The sequence below is a fragment of the Acidimicrobiales bacterium genome (genome assembly GCA_016716005.1).
Taxonomy (GTDB): domain Bacteria; phylum Actinomycetota; class Acidimicrobiia; order Acidimicrobiales; family JADJXE01; genus JADJXE01.
The window spans coordinates 1,706,925-1,723,679 of sequence record JADJXE010000001.1; the positions used below are offsets into that span (position 1 = coordinate 1,706,925).

The 16,755-nt window shown below is 73.8% G+C and carries 11 protein-coding genes and 2 pseudogenes; 2 read left to right on the forward strand and 11 right to left on the reverse strand.

Features of this window, described 5'->3' with window-relative positions; genetic code table 11:
- Positions 1 to 66 precede the first annotated feature (66 nt).
- From aqpZ to sucC, 4 genes are all read right to left on the reverse strand, one after another.
- Positions 67 to 813 carry an aquaporin Z gene (gene aqpZ, locus IPM45_08270; GenBank protein ID MBK9179554.1) on the reverse strand — a complete coding sequence of 249 codons (747 nt, stop codon included), beginning with the start codon at positions 811 to 813 and terminating at the stop codon, positions 67 to 69.
- 113 nt (positions 814 to 926) lie between these two features.
- Positions 927 to 2,114, reverse strand: a complete 1,188-nt coding sequence (locus IPM45_08275) for a beta-lactamase family protein (GenBank protein MBK9179555.1) — start codon at positions 2,112 to 2,114, stop codon at positions 927 to 929.
- A 41-nt stretch (positions 2,115 to 2,155) separates the two neighbouring features.
- Positions 2,156 to 3,040, reverse strand: coding sequence for a succinate--CoA ligase subunit alpha (sucD, locus tag IPM45_08280; GenBank protein ID MBK9179556.1), 885 nt, complete (start codon positions 3,038 to 3,040; stop codon positions 2,156 to 2,158).
- A gap of 10 nt (positions 3,041 to 3,050) precedes the next feature.
- Entirely contained in the window at positions 3,051 to 4,193 is a 1,143-nt protein-coding gene (gene sucC, locus IPM45_08285) for an ADP-forming succinate--CoA ligase subunit beta (protein ID MBK9179557.1), read from the reverse strand.
- A gap of 109 nt (positions 4,194 to 4,302) precedes the next feature.
- On the opposite strand from sucC, the gene IPM45_08290 reads away from it, so the two are divergent.
- Positions 4,303 to 4,815, forward strand: coding sequence for a hypothetical protein (locus tag IPM45_08290; protein ID MBK9179558.1), 513 nt, complete (start codon positions 4,303 to 4,305; stop codon positions 4,813 to 4,815).
- Here IPM45_08290 and IPM45_08295 read toward each other — a convergent pair.
- Positions 4,812 to 6,314 carry an AMP-binding protein gene (locus tag IPM45_08295; GenBank protein ID MBK9179559.1) on the reverse strand — a complete coding sequence of 501 codons (1,503 nt, stop codon included), beginning with the start codon at positions 6,312 to 6,314 and terminating at the stop codon, positions 4,812 to 4,814. The genes IPM45_08290 and IPM45_08295 overlap by 4 nt on opposite strands.
- Before the next feature lie 266 nt (positions 6,315 to 6,580).
- Between IPM45_08295 and IPM45_08300 the strand changes: the two genes are divergently transcribed.
- Entirely contained in the window at positions 6,581 to 8,704 is a 2,124-nt protein-coding gene (locus IPM45_08300) for a zinc-ribbon domain-containing protein (GenBank protein ID MBK9179560.1), read from the forward strand.
- Positions 8,705 to 8,720: 16 nt separating this feature from the next.
- Here the strand turns inward: IPM45_08300 and IPM45_08305 are convergent.
- The 6 genes and pseudogenes from IPM45_08305 to guaA form a co-directional block, all read right to left on the reverse strand.
- A pseudogene (locus IPM45_08305) lies at positions 8,721 to 10,959 on the reverse strand (ATP-binding domain-containing protein).
- 291 nt (positions 10,960 to 11,250) lie between these two features.
- A pseudogene (locus IPM45_08310) lies at positions 11,251 to 12,015 on the reverse strand (UvrD-helicase domain-containing protein).
- Positions 12,016 to 12,057: 42 nt separating this feature from the next.
- Entirely contained in the window at positions 12,058 to 12,861 is an 804-nt protein-coding gene (locus IPM45_08315) for a dienelactone hydrolase family protein (protein MBK9179561.1), read from the reverse strand.
- Positions 12,862 to 12,863: 2 nt separating this feature from the next.
- Complete coding sequence (locus IPM45_08320; protein ID MBK9179562.1) at positions 12,864 to 14,030, reverse strand: C40 family peptidase; 1,167 nt, start codon at positions 14,028 to 14,030, stop codon at positions 12,864 to 12,866.
- 102 nt (positions 14,031 to 14,132) lie between these two features.
- A complete protein-coding gene (gene zapE / locus IPM45_08325) occupies positions 14,133 to 15,212 on the reverse strand; it encodes a cell division protein ZapE (GenBank protein ID MBK9179563.1) in 1,080 nt (359 codons plus the stop codon).
- Positions 15,209 to 16,747, reverse strand: a complete 1,539-nt coding sequence (guaA, locus tag IPM45_08330; protein ID MBK9179564.1) for a glutamine-hydrolyzing GMP synthase — start codon at positions 16,745 to 16,747, stop codon at positions 15,209 to 15,211. The genes zapE and guaA overlap by 4 nt, the downstream gene beginning before the upstream one ends.
- Positions 16,748 to 16,755: the final 8 nt, after the last annotated feature.

Below are 16,755 nucleotides of genomic sequence, written 5' to 3' on the forward strand. Positions count from 1 at the left end.
GGACGCTACCAGCGCCCCCGTCCGACCCCGGCTGGCGCAGCGGGCCCCCGGGGCACCCCGGGCCGGTCAGGTGGCCGTGCCCTCGAGGGCGGGCTCCTCCTCGTCGGCCTCGAACAGCGCCCGGTAGGTGAACCCGGCCACCAGCGCCCCGAGGATCGGGAAGAGGAAGAAGAACCACACCTGGGTGAGGTAGTCGCCCACCACGAAGACGGCCGGGCCGAGGGAGCGGGCCGGGTTCACCGAGGCGTTCGTGACCGGGATCAGGAACAGGTGGACGAGCGTGAGGGCCAGGCCGATGGCCAGGCCACCGGCCACCGGCGACGCCTTCTTGTGGGTCGCCCCGATGATCACGACGAGGAACATGAAGGTGGCGATCACCTCGGCCAGCGCCGCCGACCCGGCGTTGAACAGCCCGGGCGACTGGTCGCCGAAGCCGTTGGCGGCGAGCCAGTTCCCGCTGGCCTCGAAGCCCTGCTTGCCGTTGATGATCAGGGCCAGGGCACCGGCGCCGAGCACCCCGCCGATGAGCTGGACGACGATGTACGGGAGCAGGTCCTTGGTCGGGAACCGCCCGGCCGCCCACACCCCGAGGCTCACCGCCGGGTTGAAGTGGCCGCCCGAGATCCGACCGAGGGCGTAGGCGCCGGTGAGCACCGTGAGGCCGAAGGCGAACGACACGCCGAGGAACCCGATGCCGAGGTTGAAGCCGCCGTCGCCGTCGCTGAGGAAGACGCCTGCGAGCACGGCGCTCCCGCAGCCGCCGAACACGAGCCAGAAGGTGCCGATCAACTCGGCGGCCAGCCGCTTGCCCAGTGCACTGCTCATTCCCCGCGTCCCCTTCCAGGCCTGACTGCTGTCAGGCGCAAGGTAGTCCGGCACCCGATGACACGGAGGTGATAGTGAGGTGTCGGGAGGGTGGCCCGACGTCAGCCGATGGCCGCGTAGCAGGCCTCGACCAGGGTGGCGCTGCGGGGGTCCCCTGCCAGGCCCATCTCCATGCGGTTCATCACGTACCCGACGGCCAGCTCGGCGTCGGGGTCGGCCCAGCCGACGGAGCCGCCGGCCCCGAAGTGCCCGAAGGAGCGAGGGCCGCCCAGGGCGAGGATGCCGGTGCTCAACATGAAGCCCAGGCCGAACTGGATGTCCATGTCGAACAGCACGGTGTTCGGGCCCTCGGTGCGCTGGGTCACCGCCGCGTCCACCTGCGCGGGCCCGAGCAGCCGGATCCCGTCGACCTCCCCCACGCAGGCGGCGTAGAGCCGGGCGAGGGAACGGGCGTCACCGACCCCGTTGGCCGACGGGACCTCTGCGGCCCGCATGGCCCGGGAGTTCCAGATGTCCTGATCGGTGAGGGCGCCGCCCGGAGCGAACAGGGCCTTGCCCAGCCTGGACTCGGGGCCGAGGAACTGGGACATGAGCTGCAGCACCGGATCGTGGCCGGGGTCGGCGAGGGCCTCGACGCTGACGCCGGGCGGGAGCATGCTGATGAGGGTCGCGACCCGGTGCTCCTGCTCCTCCGGGAGGCCGATCCACAGGTCGAGGCCCAGCGGGTCGGCCACCTCCTCGCGCAGGTACGTCCCCACGCTGCGGCCGGTGACCCGCCGGATGACCTCGCCCACCAGCCACCCGAAGGTGGTGGCGTGGTACCCGTGCTGCGACCCCGGGTGCCAGTACGGGTGCTGGTTCTCCAGCGCCTCCACCACCGGCTCCCACGAGAGCGCCTCCTCGGCCGTCATGTCGCCGTCGACCCAGGCCAGGCCGGCCTGGTGCGACAGGAGGTGGGCGACGGTGATGTCGTCCTTGCCGTTCTGGGCGAACTCGGGCCAGTAGGTGGCGACGGGCGCCTCGGGGTCGAGCCGGCCCTCCTGGACCAGCTTGTTGGCGCACACCGCGGTGACGCCCTTGGTGGTGGAGAAGAACAGGGCGATGGCGTCGCGCTCCCACGGCCGGCCGGTGTCGGCGTCGGCGACGCCGCCCCAGAGGTCGACCACCTGACGCCCCCCGTGGTACGCCGCGAACGACGCGCCCACCTCGCCGTGCTCGGCGAAGTTCCGCTCGAAGGCGTCGCGCACGCCCTCGAAGCCCGGTGCCACCCAACCCTGACCAGCTGCCACGGGTGCTCCTCCCCCTTCGCCGTCCTCGCCGGCCGCCCCCGCTAGAGGGTGGCGAGCACCTCGGCCATGAGCAGGCCGGTCTCGGTGGGGTTCTGGCCCACCCTGGCGCCCGCGGCCCCGAGGGCCTCCATCTTGGCCTGAGCCGTGCCCTTCGAGCCGCTGATGATGGCGCCGGCGTGGCCCATCTTCTTGCCCGGCGGGGCGGTGACCCCCGCGATGTACGCGACCACCGGCTTCGACATGTGGTCGGCGATGAAGGCCGCCGCCTTCTCCTCCTCCTCGCCACCGATCTCGCCGATCATGATCACGGCGCTGGTGTCGGGGTCGGCCTCGAAGGCCGAGAGGCAGTCGATGAAGTTGGTGCCCGGCACCGGGTCGCCGCCGATCCCCACGCAGGTGGTGACGCCGATGCCCATCTGCTTCAGCTCGTAGAGCGCCTGGTACGTGAGCGTGCCCGACCGGCTGACGATGCCGACGGGCCCGCCCGGCAGTGCGATCTCACCGGCGGTGATGCCGATGTTGCACTTGCCGGGGCTGATCACCCCCGGGCAGTTGGGGCCGAGCAGCCGGCTCTCGGCGTGGTCGCGCTTCAGCAGGTTGAAGGTGCGGGCCTCGTCGTGCATCGGGATGCCCTCGGTGATGCACACGATGAACGGGATCCCGGCGGTGGCGGCTTCGAGGACGGCGCCCGAGGCCATCTTGGGCGGCACCGACACGAACGACGCGTTGGCGCCGGTGGCGGCCACGGCATCGGCCACGGTGTCGAACACGGGGATGCCCTCGACGTCCTGGCCGCCCTTGCCGGGGGTGACGCCGGCGACGACCTGGGTGCCGTAGTCGCGGTTGCGGAGGCCGTGGAACCGGCCCTGGCCGCCGGTGAGGCCCTGGACGATGACCTTGGTGCGCTCGTCGACGAAGATCGACATCTCGGCTCCTCTACTTCGAGGCCAGGTCGACGGCGATGCGCGCGGCGTCGAGCATGGTGGGTGCGACGATCAGCTTCTCGGTGCGGTGGGCGGCCAGGATCTTCTGGCCCTCGTCGGCCAGCGTGCCGTCGAGGCGGATCACGATCGGGGCCCGGACGTCGACCCGCGAGAAGGCCTCGACGATGCCGTTGGCCACCTCGGTGCCGCGCGTGATGCCCCCGAAGATGTTGATGAGGATGCTCCTCACCTTCTCGTCGGTGTTGATCACCTCGAGCGCGCCGGCCATCACGTCGGCGCTGGCGCCACCACCGATGTCGAGGAAGTTGGCGGCCTTGCCGCCCACCTGGGTCACCACGTCGAGCGTGCTCATGGCCAGCCCGGCCCCGTTGGCGATGATCCCGACGGTGCCGTCCAGGCCGATGTACTGCAGGCCCTTCTCGTGGGCGAGCTGCTCGCGGTGGTCGCGCTCGACCACCGCCTTGAACTCCTCCCACTCGGGATGCCGGAACTCCGCGTTGTCGTCGAGGGTGACCTTGGCGTCGAGCGCGTGCACCCGGCCGTCGGGCGTGAGGATGAGGGGGTTGATCTCGACCAGGTCGCAGTCGCCCTCCACGAAGCAGCGCCACAGCGACAGGAGCACCTCGACCGCGCCCGAGCGGGCTTCGGCGTCGAGCCCGGCCTCGGTCACCAACCACTCGGCGTCGGCCCGGGTGAGGCCGTCCACGGGGTCGATGTGGAGCTTCGCGATGGCCGACGGATCCTCGGCCGCGACCTGCTCGATGTCGACCCCGCCCCTGGCCGACACCATCCCCAGGTGGAGCTTTCGGCCCCGGTCGAGGGTGAACGAGGCGTAGTACTCCTTGTCGATGTCGGAGGCGTGCTCGATCCAGACCCGGCGCACGACGTGGCCCTTGATGTCCATGCCGAGGATGTTCCCCGCGTGGAGGCGGACCTCGTCGGCGTCGGCGGCCAGCTTGATGCCGCCCGCCTTGCCCCGGCCGCCCACCTGCACCTGTGCCTTCACGACCACCGGGTAGCCGACCCGCCCGGCGGCGGCGACGGCGTCGTCGACGGTGGTGACCGGCTCGCCGGCCGACACCGGGATCCCGTAGCGGCCGAAGTACTGCTTGCCCTGGTACTCGAAGAGGTCCACGCGCGCTCCCGCTCTGGAGGGGGGTCCCGACGAGGTCGCATACTAAGCGGGTGCCCGTGACCCCTCCCAATGCCGCCGGCGCGCCCGCGGGCCGGCGCGATCCGCCGTCGTGAGGCGCACCACCGTTCGTGCCCTCGGCGCGGGGGCAGGCGTGCTGATCGGCATCGGCGTGTTCGTGTCGGTCGCGAACCTGGCCGGCTCGGGCGACGTCGACGTCCGCCTGGGCGACGACGAGTTCGTGGTCGGTCCGGCCGAGCAGCTGGCGGCCGCCATCGAGCGCGACGACCGTCCGCTGCTCTTCCAGGACCTCCTCGTGGGCGGCCAGCGAGACATCTGGGTGCAGCACCTGGCGGCCGACCCCGACGCCGGGTGGGTCGCGTTCGACGCACGGCTCGCGGGTCAGCCCCGCTCCTGCACCCTCGAGTGGGTGGCCGACGACGGCCGCTTCGTCGATCCCTGCGACGGCACCGTCGTGCCCGCCGACGGCGGCGATCAGCCCGGCTACCCCACGCGCGTCGACGACGACGGGCTGCTGGTCGTCGACCTCACGCCGGAGGGCCGGCCGGGTCGGGGCACCACGACGTCCACCACGGCACCCTCGGCGGCGCGCCCCCGCCCCTAGAAGTGGGCGAGGATCTCGGCCCGCTGCACCTTCGACGTGCCGGTGCGGGGCAGGTCGTCCACCACCACCACGCGCTGCGGGGCCTTGTACTCGGCCAGCCGGGTACGGGCCCAGGCGACCAGCTCGTCCGGCGTGATCGACGATCCCTCGGCCAGCCTCACCGCGGCGACCGGCACCTCGCCCATGCGGTCGTCGGGCAGGCCCACCACCGCGGCCTCGAGCACGTCCGGGTGCTCCTCGAGCGCGGCCTCGACCTCGATGGCGTACACCGAGTAGCCGCCGTGCTTGATCACGTCCTTCTTGCGGCCCGCGAACAGCACCGTGCCGAACGGCCCCTTGCGCGCCAGGTCGCCGGTGCGCAGCCAGCCCTCGGGTGTCACCACCGCGGCGGTGGCCTCGGGGTCGTTGTGGTAGCCGCGCAGCACGCCCGGGCCCTTCACCCAGAGCTCGCCCACCTGGCCGGGCACGACCTCGTGCCCGTGATCGTCGACGACCTTCATCCGGTACCGGGGGAGGGCCATGCCGAGGGCATCGCCGGGGATGAGGGCCAGGAACGGGAGCGACAGCTTGGCCGCGGCCCCGCCGGCCAGCTCCACCATCCCGTACCCCTCCATGAACACGGCTTGGCCGACGCTGCGGTGCACCAGTGGAAGGGTGACGAGGGCGCCCATCCTCTGGAAGCGGCGGGCCAGCTCGGGCGGCATCACGTCGGCCCCGGACGCCCACAGCCGCACCGACGACAGGTCGCGCTGCTCGGCGCCGGCCTCGAGGAGCATCCGGTACATCGCCGGGACCCCGATGAACATGGTGCAGCGCCTGGTCTCGATGGCGTCGAGCACCACGTCGGGCCGGAACTTGGGCAGCACGTAGGCGGGGATGCCGGCGGTCGCCAGGCCGAGCAGGGTGACGAAGCCCATGATGTGCGGCACCGGCAGGGCCACCACGGCCTCGTCCCGTCGCAGGTCGGCGGGCCACAGGGCGCCGGTGGCCAGCTGGCCCACGAGCGCCTGGTGGGTGAGCTCCGCCCCCTTGGGCCTCCCGGTGGTGCCCGACGTGTAGAAGAGGGCGGCGACCTGCGCCGGCGGCACCGGCTCGGCCCGCCCGAGCGGCTGGGCCCCGTCCACCTGGTGCACGCTCTCGACCACGAGCCGGGCCCCGGCGTCGCTCACCACGTGGCGCACCTCGTCCGGCCGCATCTGGGTGTTCACCGGCACGGGGAGGGCACCGGCGCGGGCCGCGGCCAGGCACAGCAGCAGCAGCTCGTAGCCGTTGCGGGTGTGGATCACCACCCGGTCGCCGGGGTCGACCTCGGCCCGGATGCCCCCGGCCCAGCGGTCGACCCGCTTGGCCGCCTGGGCGTACGTGAGCCGCAGGCCGGTGCCGTCCTCCTCGGCCAGGGCCCCGCTGCCGTGGATGTGCGCCAGGCGCTCGAGGATCGTGCCCAGGGTGTGGTCGCGCTGCAGGGCCAGGCGGGCACGGGCGACAGCGCGGCCGATCACGCCAGCAGTCTGGACGACCCGACCCGTCCCGGGCCAGACCGGCCGCCCCCGGCGGCCGAGGCGGCTTGCGAGTCCGTTCTCCGGCGGGTTCACCACCCCGGCGGTGGTCGACGAGGCGGAGAACGGCCGGGCAACGGGCCGCCGCGGGGCCCCGACCGCCCGGCGGGACCTTCGCCCCTGGGCGCGTGCGACCGCCGGCGCACGATGGGTGCGCACCGACGGGCACCCCTCGCCCGTCGGGCCCCCTCGAGTCGAGGTGATGAGCGATGAGCGAGGTCACGAGCTTCTGCTCCTCGTGCGGTCGGCCGGTCACGCCCGGCGCCCACTTCTGCACCGGCTGTGGCGCCCCGGTCGGCCCCGGGGACCCAGCCGCGGGACCCCCGACCGGCCCGCCCCCCGGCCCCCCCGGCCCCACCGCTCCCCCGCCGCCTCCCCCGCCGCCCCCCGGCCCGGCCGCGCCCCTGCCCTACCCGCCCCCGGCCGAGGGGCCGAAGCGGCGCCGCACCACCCTGGCGCTCGTCCTCAGCGGCGTCGGGGTCCTGGCCGTGGTCGCGCTGGTGGTCGGCGTGCTGGTCCTCGCCGGCGGCGACGAGGCCGGCGGTGAGGTCTTCCTCGAAGCCGCCGCCACCTCGGGGCCCGATCCCTTCACCGACAGCACCGCGGCGCTCCCCACCGACATGACCGCCCCCACCGTGCCGTCCACCACCTCGACGGCCAGCACGTCCACGGCCAGCACCTCGACGACGGCGAGGGGCGCCACGACGGTCACGGCGGTGGCCGGTGACCAGGTCGGCCTGTACGGCGGCTCCCTGAACCAGGCCACGTGCGACGTGGAGCGCCAGATCACCTACCTGCAGCAGAACCGCGACAAGGCCGCAGCCTTCGCCCAGGTCCTCGGCATCCCCGTGGGCGACATCCCCGGCTACTTGCGCTCGCTCACCCCGATGGTGCTGACCCGCGACACCCGGGTCACGAACCACGGGTTCAGCAACGGCCGGGCCACCGCCCGCCAGGCGGTGCTGCAGGCCGGCACCGCCGTGCTGGTCGACGTGTACGGCGTGCCCCGGGTGAAGTGCGGCTGCGGCAACCCGCTGACCCCACCGGTCCCCACCTCCGGCCGGCCCCGCTACCGGGGCAACCCGTGGCCGGGCTTCTCCCCCACCCGCATCACCGTCATCACCCAGGTGAACGTCCAGATCAACATCTTCGTGATCGTCGACGTCATCTCCGGGGGCGGCATCAACCGGCCGCCGGGGTGGCCGCCCGACCGTGACGACCCGATCCCAGGCGAGGAGATCTGCATCGAGTACCCGACGTTCCCCGGCTGCGAGGAGGGCCCACCCCCCGAAGGCACCGTGCCCCCGACCGTCACCGTGCCGGAGGAGCCGACGCTCGGCTCCGGCGACGTGCAGGTGACCCTGCGCTGGAGCAGCACCGCCGACCTCGACCTTGCCGTCACCGACCCCACCGGCGCCCGCATCAGCTACGAGGCCACCAGTTCGCCCAGCGGGGGCCAGCTCGACGTGGACGCCAACGGTGCCTGCGCCGGCGACCCACCCGTCGAGAACGTCTTCTGGCCCCCCGGGCAGGCCCCCCTCGGCGAGTACCTGCTCGAGGTCCACTACTACGGCGAGTGCGCCGGTGAGGGACCCCAGAGCTTCACCCTCGCCTTCGTCTCCAACGGAGGCCTCGCTCCCATCGTGCCCGCCGCGCTGCACGCCGGGAGCGGGGAGCCCGAGATCGTGCTGGTCGCCACCGACGTGGAGGCCACCGCCGGCGGGGCGCTGCGCCAGGAGTACTCGGGCAGCCTCCCGCCGGGCGGCACCATCCTGTTCAAGGCGAACCACCCCGCCGCGCCACCTCCGGGCGGCGAGCAGCCCCCGACGCCCCCGGCGCCCGTGCTGCCCACGCCGCAGCCGCCCGTCGAGCCCCCGCCGCAACCGCCCACCGAACCCCCACCGGGCAGCACGGCGGCCGACTGCGCGCCGACGGGCGTGCAGGCCAGCGCCGGGACGTGGCCGGGCGGCACCGACCTGGGCCTGCCGGCCACCGTGACGTGGCAGGCGCCCAGCGGCTGCGAGGTGCAGTCGTACACGGTGACGGCGCTGCAGGGCGGGTCGGCGACCGGCTCCAAGTCGGTGGCCGCCGGCACCACCCAGACGACGTTCACCGTGTGGGGCAACAACCCGGCGGCGAGCTGGACGTTCCAAGTTGTGGCGGTGGTCGGCGGCGCCACGAGCCCGGCGGCCACGTCGAACGAGCTGTCGCTCGACTGCAGCCCGTACGGCTCGGGGGAGCCCGGACCCGAGCAGATGGCCTACACGCTCTGCATGCACGATCCCACGGCCGACGACCCCGTCGGTGGAGGTGGCGTCGCGCCCCAGCCGTAGCCGGGTCGGCCCCGGCTCAGAGCTTCTGGAGGGGCGCCCAGGCGAGGAGCAGGCGCTTCTCGCCCACGCCCGGGAAGCGCACGACCGCCTCGGCCTTGTCGCCCTCGCCGGTGACGTCGAGCACCACGCCCTCGCCCCAGGCGTTGTGGCGCACGTCGTCACCCCGCCTGAGCCCGAGACGGTCGGCGCCGCTCGGGCTCGGCCGGTTGCCCGCGGCCACCGCCCGATCGACGATGCGCTCCCGGGCCTCGGAGCGGCGATCGCCACCCCAGCCCGATCCGCCGCCCCAGCCGTCGCGATCCCACCCGGCGCTCCGCTCGCGGCCGAGGCGCCGACCCTCGCCCGTGGTCTCGACCAGCTCGGCCGGGATCTCGTCGAGGAACCGGCTGGGCGGGTTGTACTGGGTGGAGCCGAAGATGGTGCGGCTCCAGGCGTGGCTGAGGTAGAGCCGCTCACGCGCCCTGGTGATGCCCACGTAGGCCAGGCGGCGCTCCTCCTCCAGCTGGTCGGGCTCGCCCAGCGAGCGCAGGTGGGGGAAGACGCCGTCCTCGCAGCCGACCATGAAGACGACGGGGAACTCGAGGCCCTTGGCCGCGTGCAGGGTCATGAGCACGACCTGGCTGGCGTCCTCCCCGGGGGCGGGCAGCTCGTCGGTGTCGGCGACCAGGCCCACCTGCTCCAGGAACTCGTCGACGCCGTCGAAGTCCTTGGCCACCCCCACCAGCTCGGCCAGGTTCTCGAGCCGGCCGTCGGCCTCGACGGAGTGCTCGGCCTCGAGCTCCTGGGCGTAGCCGCTGCGCTCCAGGGCCGCGTGCAGCACGGCTGCGGGACCGTCGGGCACCAGCTCGGCCAGCCCGTCGATCAGCTCGACGAACCGCGCGATGCCGCGCAGGGCCGGGCCGCTGGCGCCGGCGTCGTCGGCCCGGCGCAGGGCCTGGGCGAAGGTCAGGCCGTGGGCGGCGGCCCACGCGTCGAGACGACCGACCGTGGTGTCGCCGACCCCCCGCTTCGGTACGTTGAGCACCCGCTTCACGCTGACCTCGTCGGCCGGGTTCACCACCGCCTTCAGGTAGGCCAGGGCGTCCTTGATCTCCCGGCGGTCGTAGAACCGGGTGCCGCCCACCACCTTGTAGGGGATCCCGGCTCGCATCAGGCCCTCCTCCACCACCCGGCTCTGGGCGTTGGTGCGGTGGAACACGGCGATGTCGCCCCACCGGTAGCCCTCGGCGTCGTGCAGCGCGCCGGCGGTGTGGGCGACCCACTGGGCCTCGTCGCCCTCGTCGTCGGCCTGGTAGCGGGTGATGGCGGGCGCCGGCTCCCTGGTCGGTCCAGAGCTCCTTGGGCTTGCGGCCCAGGTTGTTGGCGATCAGGGCGTTGGCGGCGTCGAGGATCGTCTGCGTCGATCGGTAGTTCTGCTCGAGCAGGATCACCGTGACGTCGGGGAAGGCCTGCTCGAACTCGAGGATGTTGCGGATGTCGGCGCCACGAAAGTTGTAGATCGAGTTGTGCACGAGCAGGCCGCTCGCGAGGTACGTGTGGGTGCGCTCGACCTCCAGGTCGAACACGGGGCCGTCGTAGGCCTCGACGTCGACCCCCGCGACGGGGGCCTCGCGGAGCACGCCGGCGTCGTGCACGAGCACCCGCATCCCGGGCCGGAGGTGGGCGAGGGGAGCGAGGTCGTAGATCGTGCCGCCCACCGACACCCGGCGCCGCAGCCCCAGCCCCCCGGCCGCCGCGGCCGCCCGGGCGAGCGCGAGCGCCTCGGGGTACTCGTCGTGACCGGTCTCCAGCCGAGCCGTGCCGGCGAGCGTCCCCGCGCGCACGGGGAGGCCGGCGGCGCGCAGCCCGGCGGCCGCGTCGTCACTCGACGACCACTGCACCCGGTGCCGGCCCACGGCCGTGCCGCGCGCATCCGAGAACATGGTGAGGTCGACGGTCGGGCGGCGGCCGCCGCCGTCGGGCCGCACGTGCGGGAAGCCCGGGTGGAGCGACAGCCCGTCGAGCAGGCGCTTCGCGCTGCGAGCCGTGTCCAGCTCGAGGTAGAGGCGCTCCCGCCACTCCTCGTCGTCCGCCTCGCCGGCCACGCCCCGGAACGGTGTCGTGGGAAGGCCGTGCTCGGCGGCGTGGAAGGCCTCGCCGTAGGCCGCCTCGGCCGACGAGGCGCACACCTGCAGGATCCACGCCGCGTCGGCGTGCTCCCGGTCGAGGAGAGCGCCGAGCCCGCCGTCGTGGCGACCGGCCCCGACGGCACCCATCGGCTCCGTCCGCCCGATCCGGTAGCCCCGATCCGATCGATGCATGAGGTACACGAGGTGGTGGCTCGGACCGAGGGCGAGGCGCGCCGGCACGAGGTGGTGGGGCGTTCCCCGCAGCTCGCGGCCACCCGCCGCCACGGTGACGAGCGGGCCGGCGTAGTGGCCCCGCGCCACGGCGGCGACCCGGCCGGCCACCGGATCGACCCGACCACCGGTGCCCACCACCACGTCGCCCGCGGCGACCGCCTCGATCGGCACCGCCCCTGACGGCGTGGTCACCAGGGTCCCGGGCGGCAGGCACTGGTCGCTGTCGCCGACCACGCACACGTTGCGGTGGTCGGCGGCGAGGGCCAACACGAGCTCGTTCTGGGCGTGGTTGGTGTCCTGGTACTCGTCGACCAGGATGTGCTGGAAGCGCTCCTGGTAGTGGGCCAGCACGTCGGGGTGCTCGCGGAACAGCCGCACCACGTTGGCCAGGAGATCGTCGAAGTCCATGGCGCCGGCCTTGTGCAGGCGAGCCTGGTACTCGGCGTACACGTCGGCGATCCGGCGGTCGAAGATCGTGGCGGCCCGCTCGGCCTGGTCGGCCGGCCCGAGCAGCTCGTTCTTGGCCGCGCTGATGGCGGCGTGGACGCCCCGGGGAGGGAACCGCTTGGCGTCGATGTTCTTGTCGCGCAGGACGTAGCCGGTGAGCCGCACGGCGTCGGCCTGGTCGTAGATCGTGAAGCTCGACGGGTAGCCGAGCAGATGACCGTCGCGGCGCAGGATCCGCACGCAGGCGGCGTGGAACGTGCTCACCCACATCTTGCGAGCGACCGGCCCGACCAGCTGCTCGACCCGGTGCCGCATCTCGTCGGCGGCCTTGTTGGTGAAGGTGATGGCGAGGATGCGGTAGGGGGAGACGCCGTGCTCGGCGATCAGGTGGGCGATGCGGTGGGTGAGCACCCGGGTCTTGCCCGACCCGGCCCCGGCGACGATGAGCAGGGGCCCGTCGCCGTGGGCCGCGGCCTCGCGCTGCACCGGGTTGAGGCCTTCGAGGAGGGACGCCATCGCCATGCCATCCTACGGCCGGGTGGTGTCGGCCCTCGGGCACGCCGGTCAGCCGGCGGTGGGCTCCAGCCGCTCCCGGAAGAACTCGAGAACCTGGTGCAGCGCCTCGGCGGTGGGGTGGCCGGGCTCGTCGACGAGGTGCTCGGTGAGCACGGAGTGCGAGGCGCCGCTGAGCCCCCACGGGTTGCCCGGCGACGAGTCGATCTCGACCGAGAGGAACCGCTCGCCGAGCAGCCGGCGGAGCGACGCGAAGCGGGCCGCAGGCACGAAGCGGTCGTGGGTGAACCGCAGCCCGAGCACGTCGCAGCCCGCCTCGGCACGCTCCCGCACCCGGGCCTCGTCGGCGGGCGAGAGCCCCAGATCGGCGGAGCGGCCCGGCCCGACGGCGAAGGGCAGCGACGGCTGCGAGAGCACCGGGGCCACGACCCCGTCGTCGACCATCATGGCCAGGGCGAAGCCGCCCGTGAAGCACATCCCCAGCGCGCCCACGCCCGGACCCCCGCACTCGGCGTGCACCTGGCGGGCCAGGGCCCGGCACCAGGCCACGATGGGCGAGGTCCGGCCGGTGGCCCAGGTGGTGAACTCCCGCGACACGCACCCCCACGCCAGCTGGCGAGCACCGTACGTCGGCGACATCGGCTTGCCCGGCTCGCCGAACAGGCAGGGCAGCACGGCCGTGAACCCGGCGTCGGCCACCCGCCGACCGAACCCCGCGACGGCCGGCGTGATGCCCGGCATCTCGTGCATGACCACCACGCCCGGGCCCTCGCCTCGGCGGAACACGGTGCGGGTGGCGCCCTGCCACGTGAACGAGCCCCGCTGGAAGTCGGCGAGGTCGTCGTGCGGCGCCACGCTCAGCCGATGGGTCGGCGGGCGCCCGTGAGGTTGTCGCGCCAGACCGAGGCGTACTTCACGACGTCGCCGGTGTGCGGTGCGTGGATCATCTGGCCGTTGCCCACGTAGAGGCCCACGTGGTGGACGTCGGGGTAGAAGAACACCAGGTCACCTGGCTGGAGCTGGTCGATCGGCACCGCGGGCAGGGCGTCCCACTGGGCGAACGACGACCGGGGGAGGCTGACCCCGATCTGGCGGTACGCCCACACCACCAGCCCCGAGCAGTCGAAGCCCTCCGACGGCGAGGTGCCGGCGTAGCGGTAGGGCACCCCCAGCTGGCTCTGGGCCGCGGCGATCACCTCGCCGACGCGACCGTTGACCGGGGGGAGGGGAGCGAGGGGCTGGGGCGTGGGGCGGGCTGCGCCCCCGCCGCCGCCACCACCGCCACCGCTCGACGGCCGGGACGGCACCGCCGGCGGCACGGCCCGGGCGGCGGCGGCCTGGGCCTCGGCCCGCGCCCGGCGGGCCTCCTCGTCGGCCCGCCGCTGCTGCTCCTCGGCCACCAGGGTGGCCAGCTCGCCCTGCACCCGTGCGAGCAGCTGGGTCTGCTGGTCGACGGCGGCGTCGGCCTCGGCGGTCTGCCCCTCCATCTCGGACTCGACCGCGGCGGCCTCGTCGCGCGCCGTGGCGAGGGCATCCCGGCTCACCCGGGCGTCCTCCTCGGCGGCGCGCAGATCGTCGATCACCCGGCGGTCACGGCGAAGGGCGGCGTCGACGTAGCCCACCCGCTGGCCCAGGTCCGAGCCGTCGCTGCTCAGGATCGACACCAGGCCGGAGTCGGCGTCGACGTTCACGTAGGCGCGCACGGCCCAGTCCTGCAGGCGGAGGCGGGCCTGGTCCTCCTGCTGGGTGGTGCGCTCGAGCGCGACCTGGTTGTCGGCCACCTGGCGCTCGAGCTCGTCCAGCCGGGACTGGGCCTGGTGGTGCTGCTCGGCCAGCACGCTGACGCGGTCCTGGAGCTGCTCGAGCTCGTCGGCCACCCGCTGCGCCTCGGCTCGCTTCTCGGCGATGCTGTCGGCCGCGGCGGGGGGGACGAGCGCGACCACTGGCAGCACGGCGAGGAGGGCCAGGAGCAGCACCCGGATCGGGGCCGGCACGCGGTGCCGGTGGCGGCGCGGGTCCGTCACAGGACCGTCATGCTACCGGCGGGAGCCCTCCAGGGCCAGCAGCCCCGCCGCTGGCGGCGCCGACACCGGTCCCCACCGGCCACGACGCCCGCCCGGACCGGCTCAGCCCGCTGCGGCGGTGGCCGCCTCGGCGAGCAGGGCCGACAGGCGGCTCTCGCAGCGGCCGTACTTCACCCGGTAGCCGCCATGGCGGTACGTGTCGGGGAACAGCTGGTCGACCCGGCAGCCCGACAGGCCCACGGTGAGGCCGGCGTCGTACAGCTCGTCGACGAGGTGCACGACGAGCAGCGCGTCCCCCTGGTTGGCGATGGGGTGGACGCCGTGGACGGCGACGGCGTCGAGCCCGTCGAGCAGCGCGCCGACCTGCACCGGGTGCACCACTCGGAGGTGGGCGAGCAGCTCGTCGAAGCGGTCCTCGGCGACGGTGCTGCCCGCCGCCCGCCACCCCTCGGCCAGGGAGTCGAGCTCCCCGGGCGCGCAGAGCTCGGTGACCACGCGCTGGCCGGCGCGGTAATCGGGCCCGTCGATCCGGATCACCTCGAAGTGCGAGGCGATGGCCGCGATCTCCCGGCGGAAGTCGTCGGCGTGGAACCGCCCCTCGCCCAGCCGGTCCGGCAGGGAGTTGGACGTGGTGACGACCAGCGTCCCGGCGCCGACCACCGCTCGCAGGAACGTGACCGTCATCAGCGTGTTGGCGACGTCGTCGAGCTCGAACTCGTCGATGCAGAGGAGCCGGCACCCGGCGAAGGCCTCGACGGCCGCCTCCATGCCGAGGAAGCCGATCACGGCCGCCAGCTCGGCGAACGTGAGGTAGGCCGACGGCCGTGGCGACTCGTGCCACAGGGCCGCCAGCAGGTGGGTCTTGCCCACGCCGAAGCCACCGTCGAGGTACCGACCGGGGGCCTCGCCGGGCGACTCGGCGCCGGCCCGGCGGCGGCGGAACCGGCCCCGTCCCCGGCCTCCGAGCCCGCCGCCCGGGCCGTCCGCCCCGGTCTCGAGCCGACTCGCCACCGCCCGCACCGCGGCCAGCGCCTCGGCCTGGCTGGGGTGGCCGGGGTTGGGCCGGTAGGTGTCGAACCGCACGTCGGCGAAGCGGTGCGGCGGCACGCAGCGCGCCACGACGAGATCGGCGGCGAGGGCGGGCCGGCGATCGACGAGCCGGACGGGGTGGGGTCTCGTCACTCCCACTCGATGGTGCCGGGCGGCTTGGACGTGATGTCGTAGGCGACCCGGTTCACGCCCGGCACCTCGTTGATGATCCGGCTGGCCATGCGCTCGAGGAGGTCGTACGGCAGCCGGGCCCAGTCGGCGGTCATGGCGTCCTCGCTGGTGACCGCCCGCACGATGATCGGGTGGGCGTACGTGCGCTCGTCTCCCATCACGCCGACCGAGCGGATGTCGGGCAGCACGGCGAAGGCCTGCCAAACCTCACGGTCGAGCCCGGCCCGCCGGATCTCCTCGCGCACGATGGCATCGGCCCGGCGCAGCGTCGCCAGCTTGTCCCTGGTGACGGCCCCGATGATCCGCACCGCCAGCCCGGGACCCGGGAACGGCTGGCGCCACACGATCTCCTCGGGCAGGCCCAGCTCCTCCCCCACCCGCCGGACCTCGTCCTTGAAGAGGGCACGCAACGGCTCGACCAGCTCGAAGTCCATGTCCTCCGGCAGGCCCCCCACGTTGTGGTGGCTCTTGATCCTGGCTGCGTCCTTGGTGCCCGACTCGATCACGTCGGGATAGAGGGTCCCCTGCACCAGGAAGCGGGCCTCGCCGATCGAGCCGGCGGCGTCCTCGAACACGCGGATGAACAGCTCGCCGATGGCCTTGCGCTTCTCCTCGGGGTCGGTCACCCCGTCGAGGGCGTCGAGGAAGCGGTCGGAGGCCTCGACGTGGAGCAGCGTGATGCCCTGGTGCCGGGTGAAGGACTCGACGACCTGCTCGGCCTCGCCTTCCCGCAGCAGCCCGTGGTCGACGAACACGCACGTCAGCTGGTCGCCGATCGCCTTGTGGACCAGCGCGGCGGCGACGGCCGAGTCGACCCCGCCGGAGAGGCCGCAGATCACCTCGGCCCCGCCCACCTGGGCCCGGATGACCTCGACCGACGTCTCGATGATCGAGGTCATCGTCCACGTGGGCCGGCACCCGCAGGCCCGGTAGAGGAACCGCTTGAGGAGCTCCTGGCCGTGGGGCGTGTGGACCACCTCCGGGTGGAACTGCACCCCGTAGAGGCCACGGTCGGGCGCCTCGAAGGCGGCCGCCGGCGTGGAGGCGGTGGCCGCGGTGATCCGTGCGCCGTCGGGCGCGCGCACGATCGAGTCGAAGTGGCTCATCCACACCGGCTGCTCGACCGGCTGGTCGGCGAGCAGCACGCCCCCCGACACGACCCGCAGCCCCGTTCGCCCGTACTCGCCCTGCCCCGTCTCGGCCACCTCGCCGCCCAGGTCGCGGGCCAGGAGCTGGGCGCCGTAGCAGATGCCGAGGATCGGGACCCCGGCGGCGTAGATGGCCGGGTCGAGACCGGGTGCACCCTCGACGTTCACGCTGGCGGGCCCACCCGAGAGGATCACCCCGGCCGGCTGCCGCTCGACGAGCTCGGCCGCGGTGATGGAGTGCGGCACGATCTCCGAGTAGACGTGCGCCTCCCGGACCCGCCGGGCGATCAGCTGTGCGTACTGGGCGCCGAAGTCGACCACGAGCACCGTGTCGAAGGCCGCCTCCAGCGTGGGGT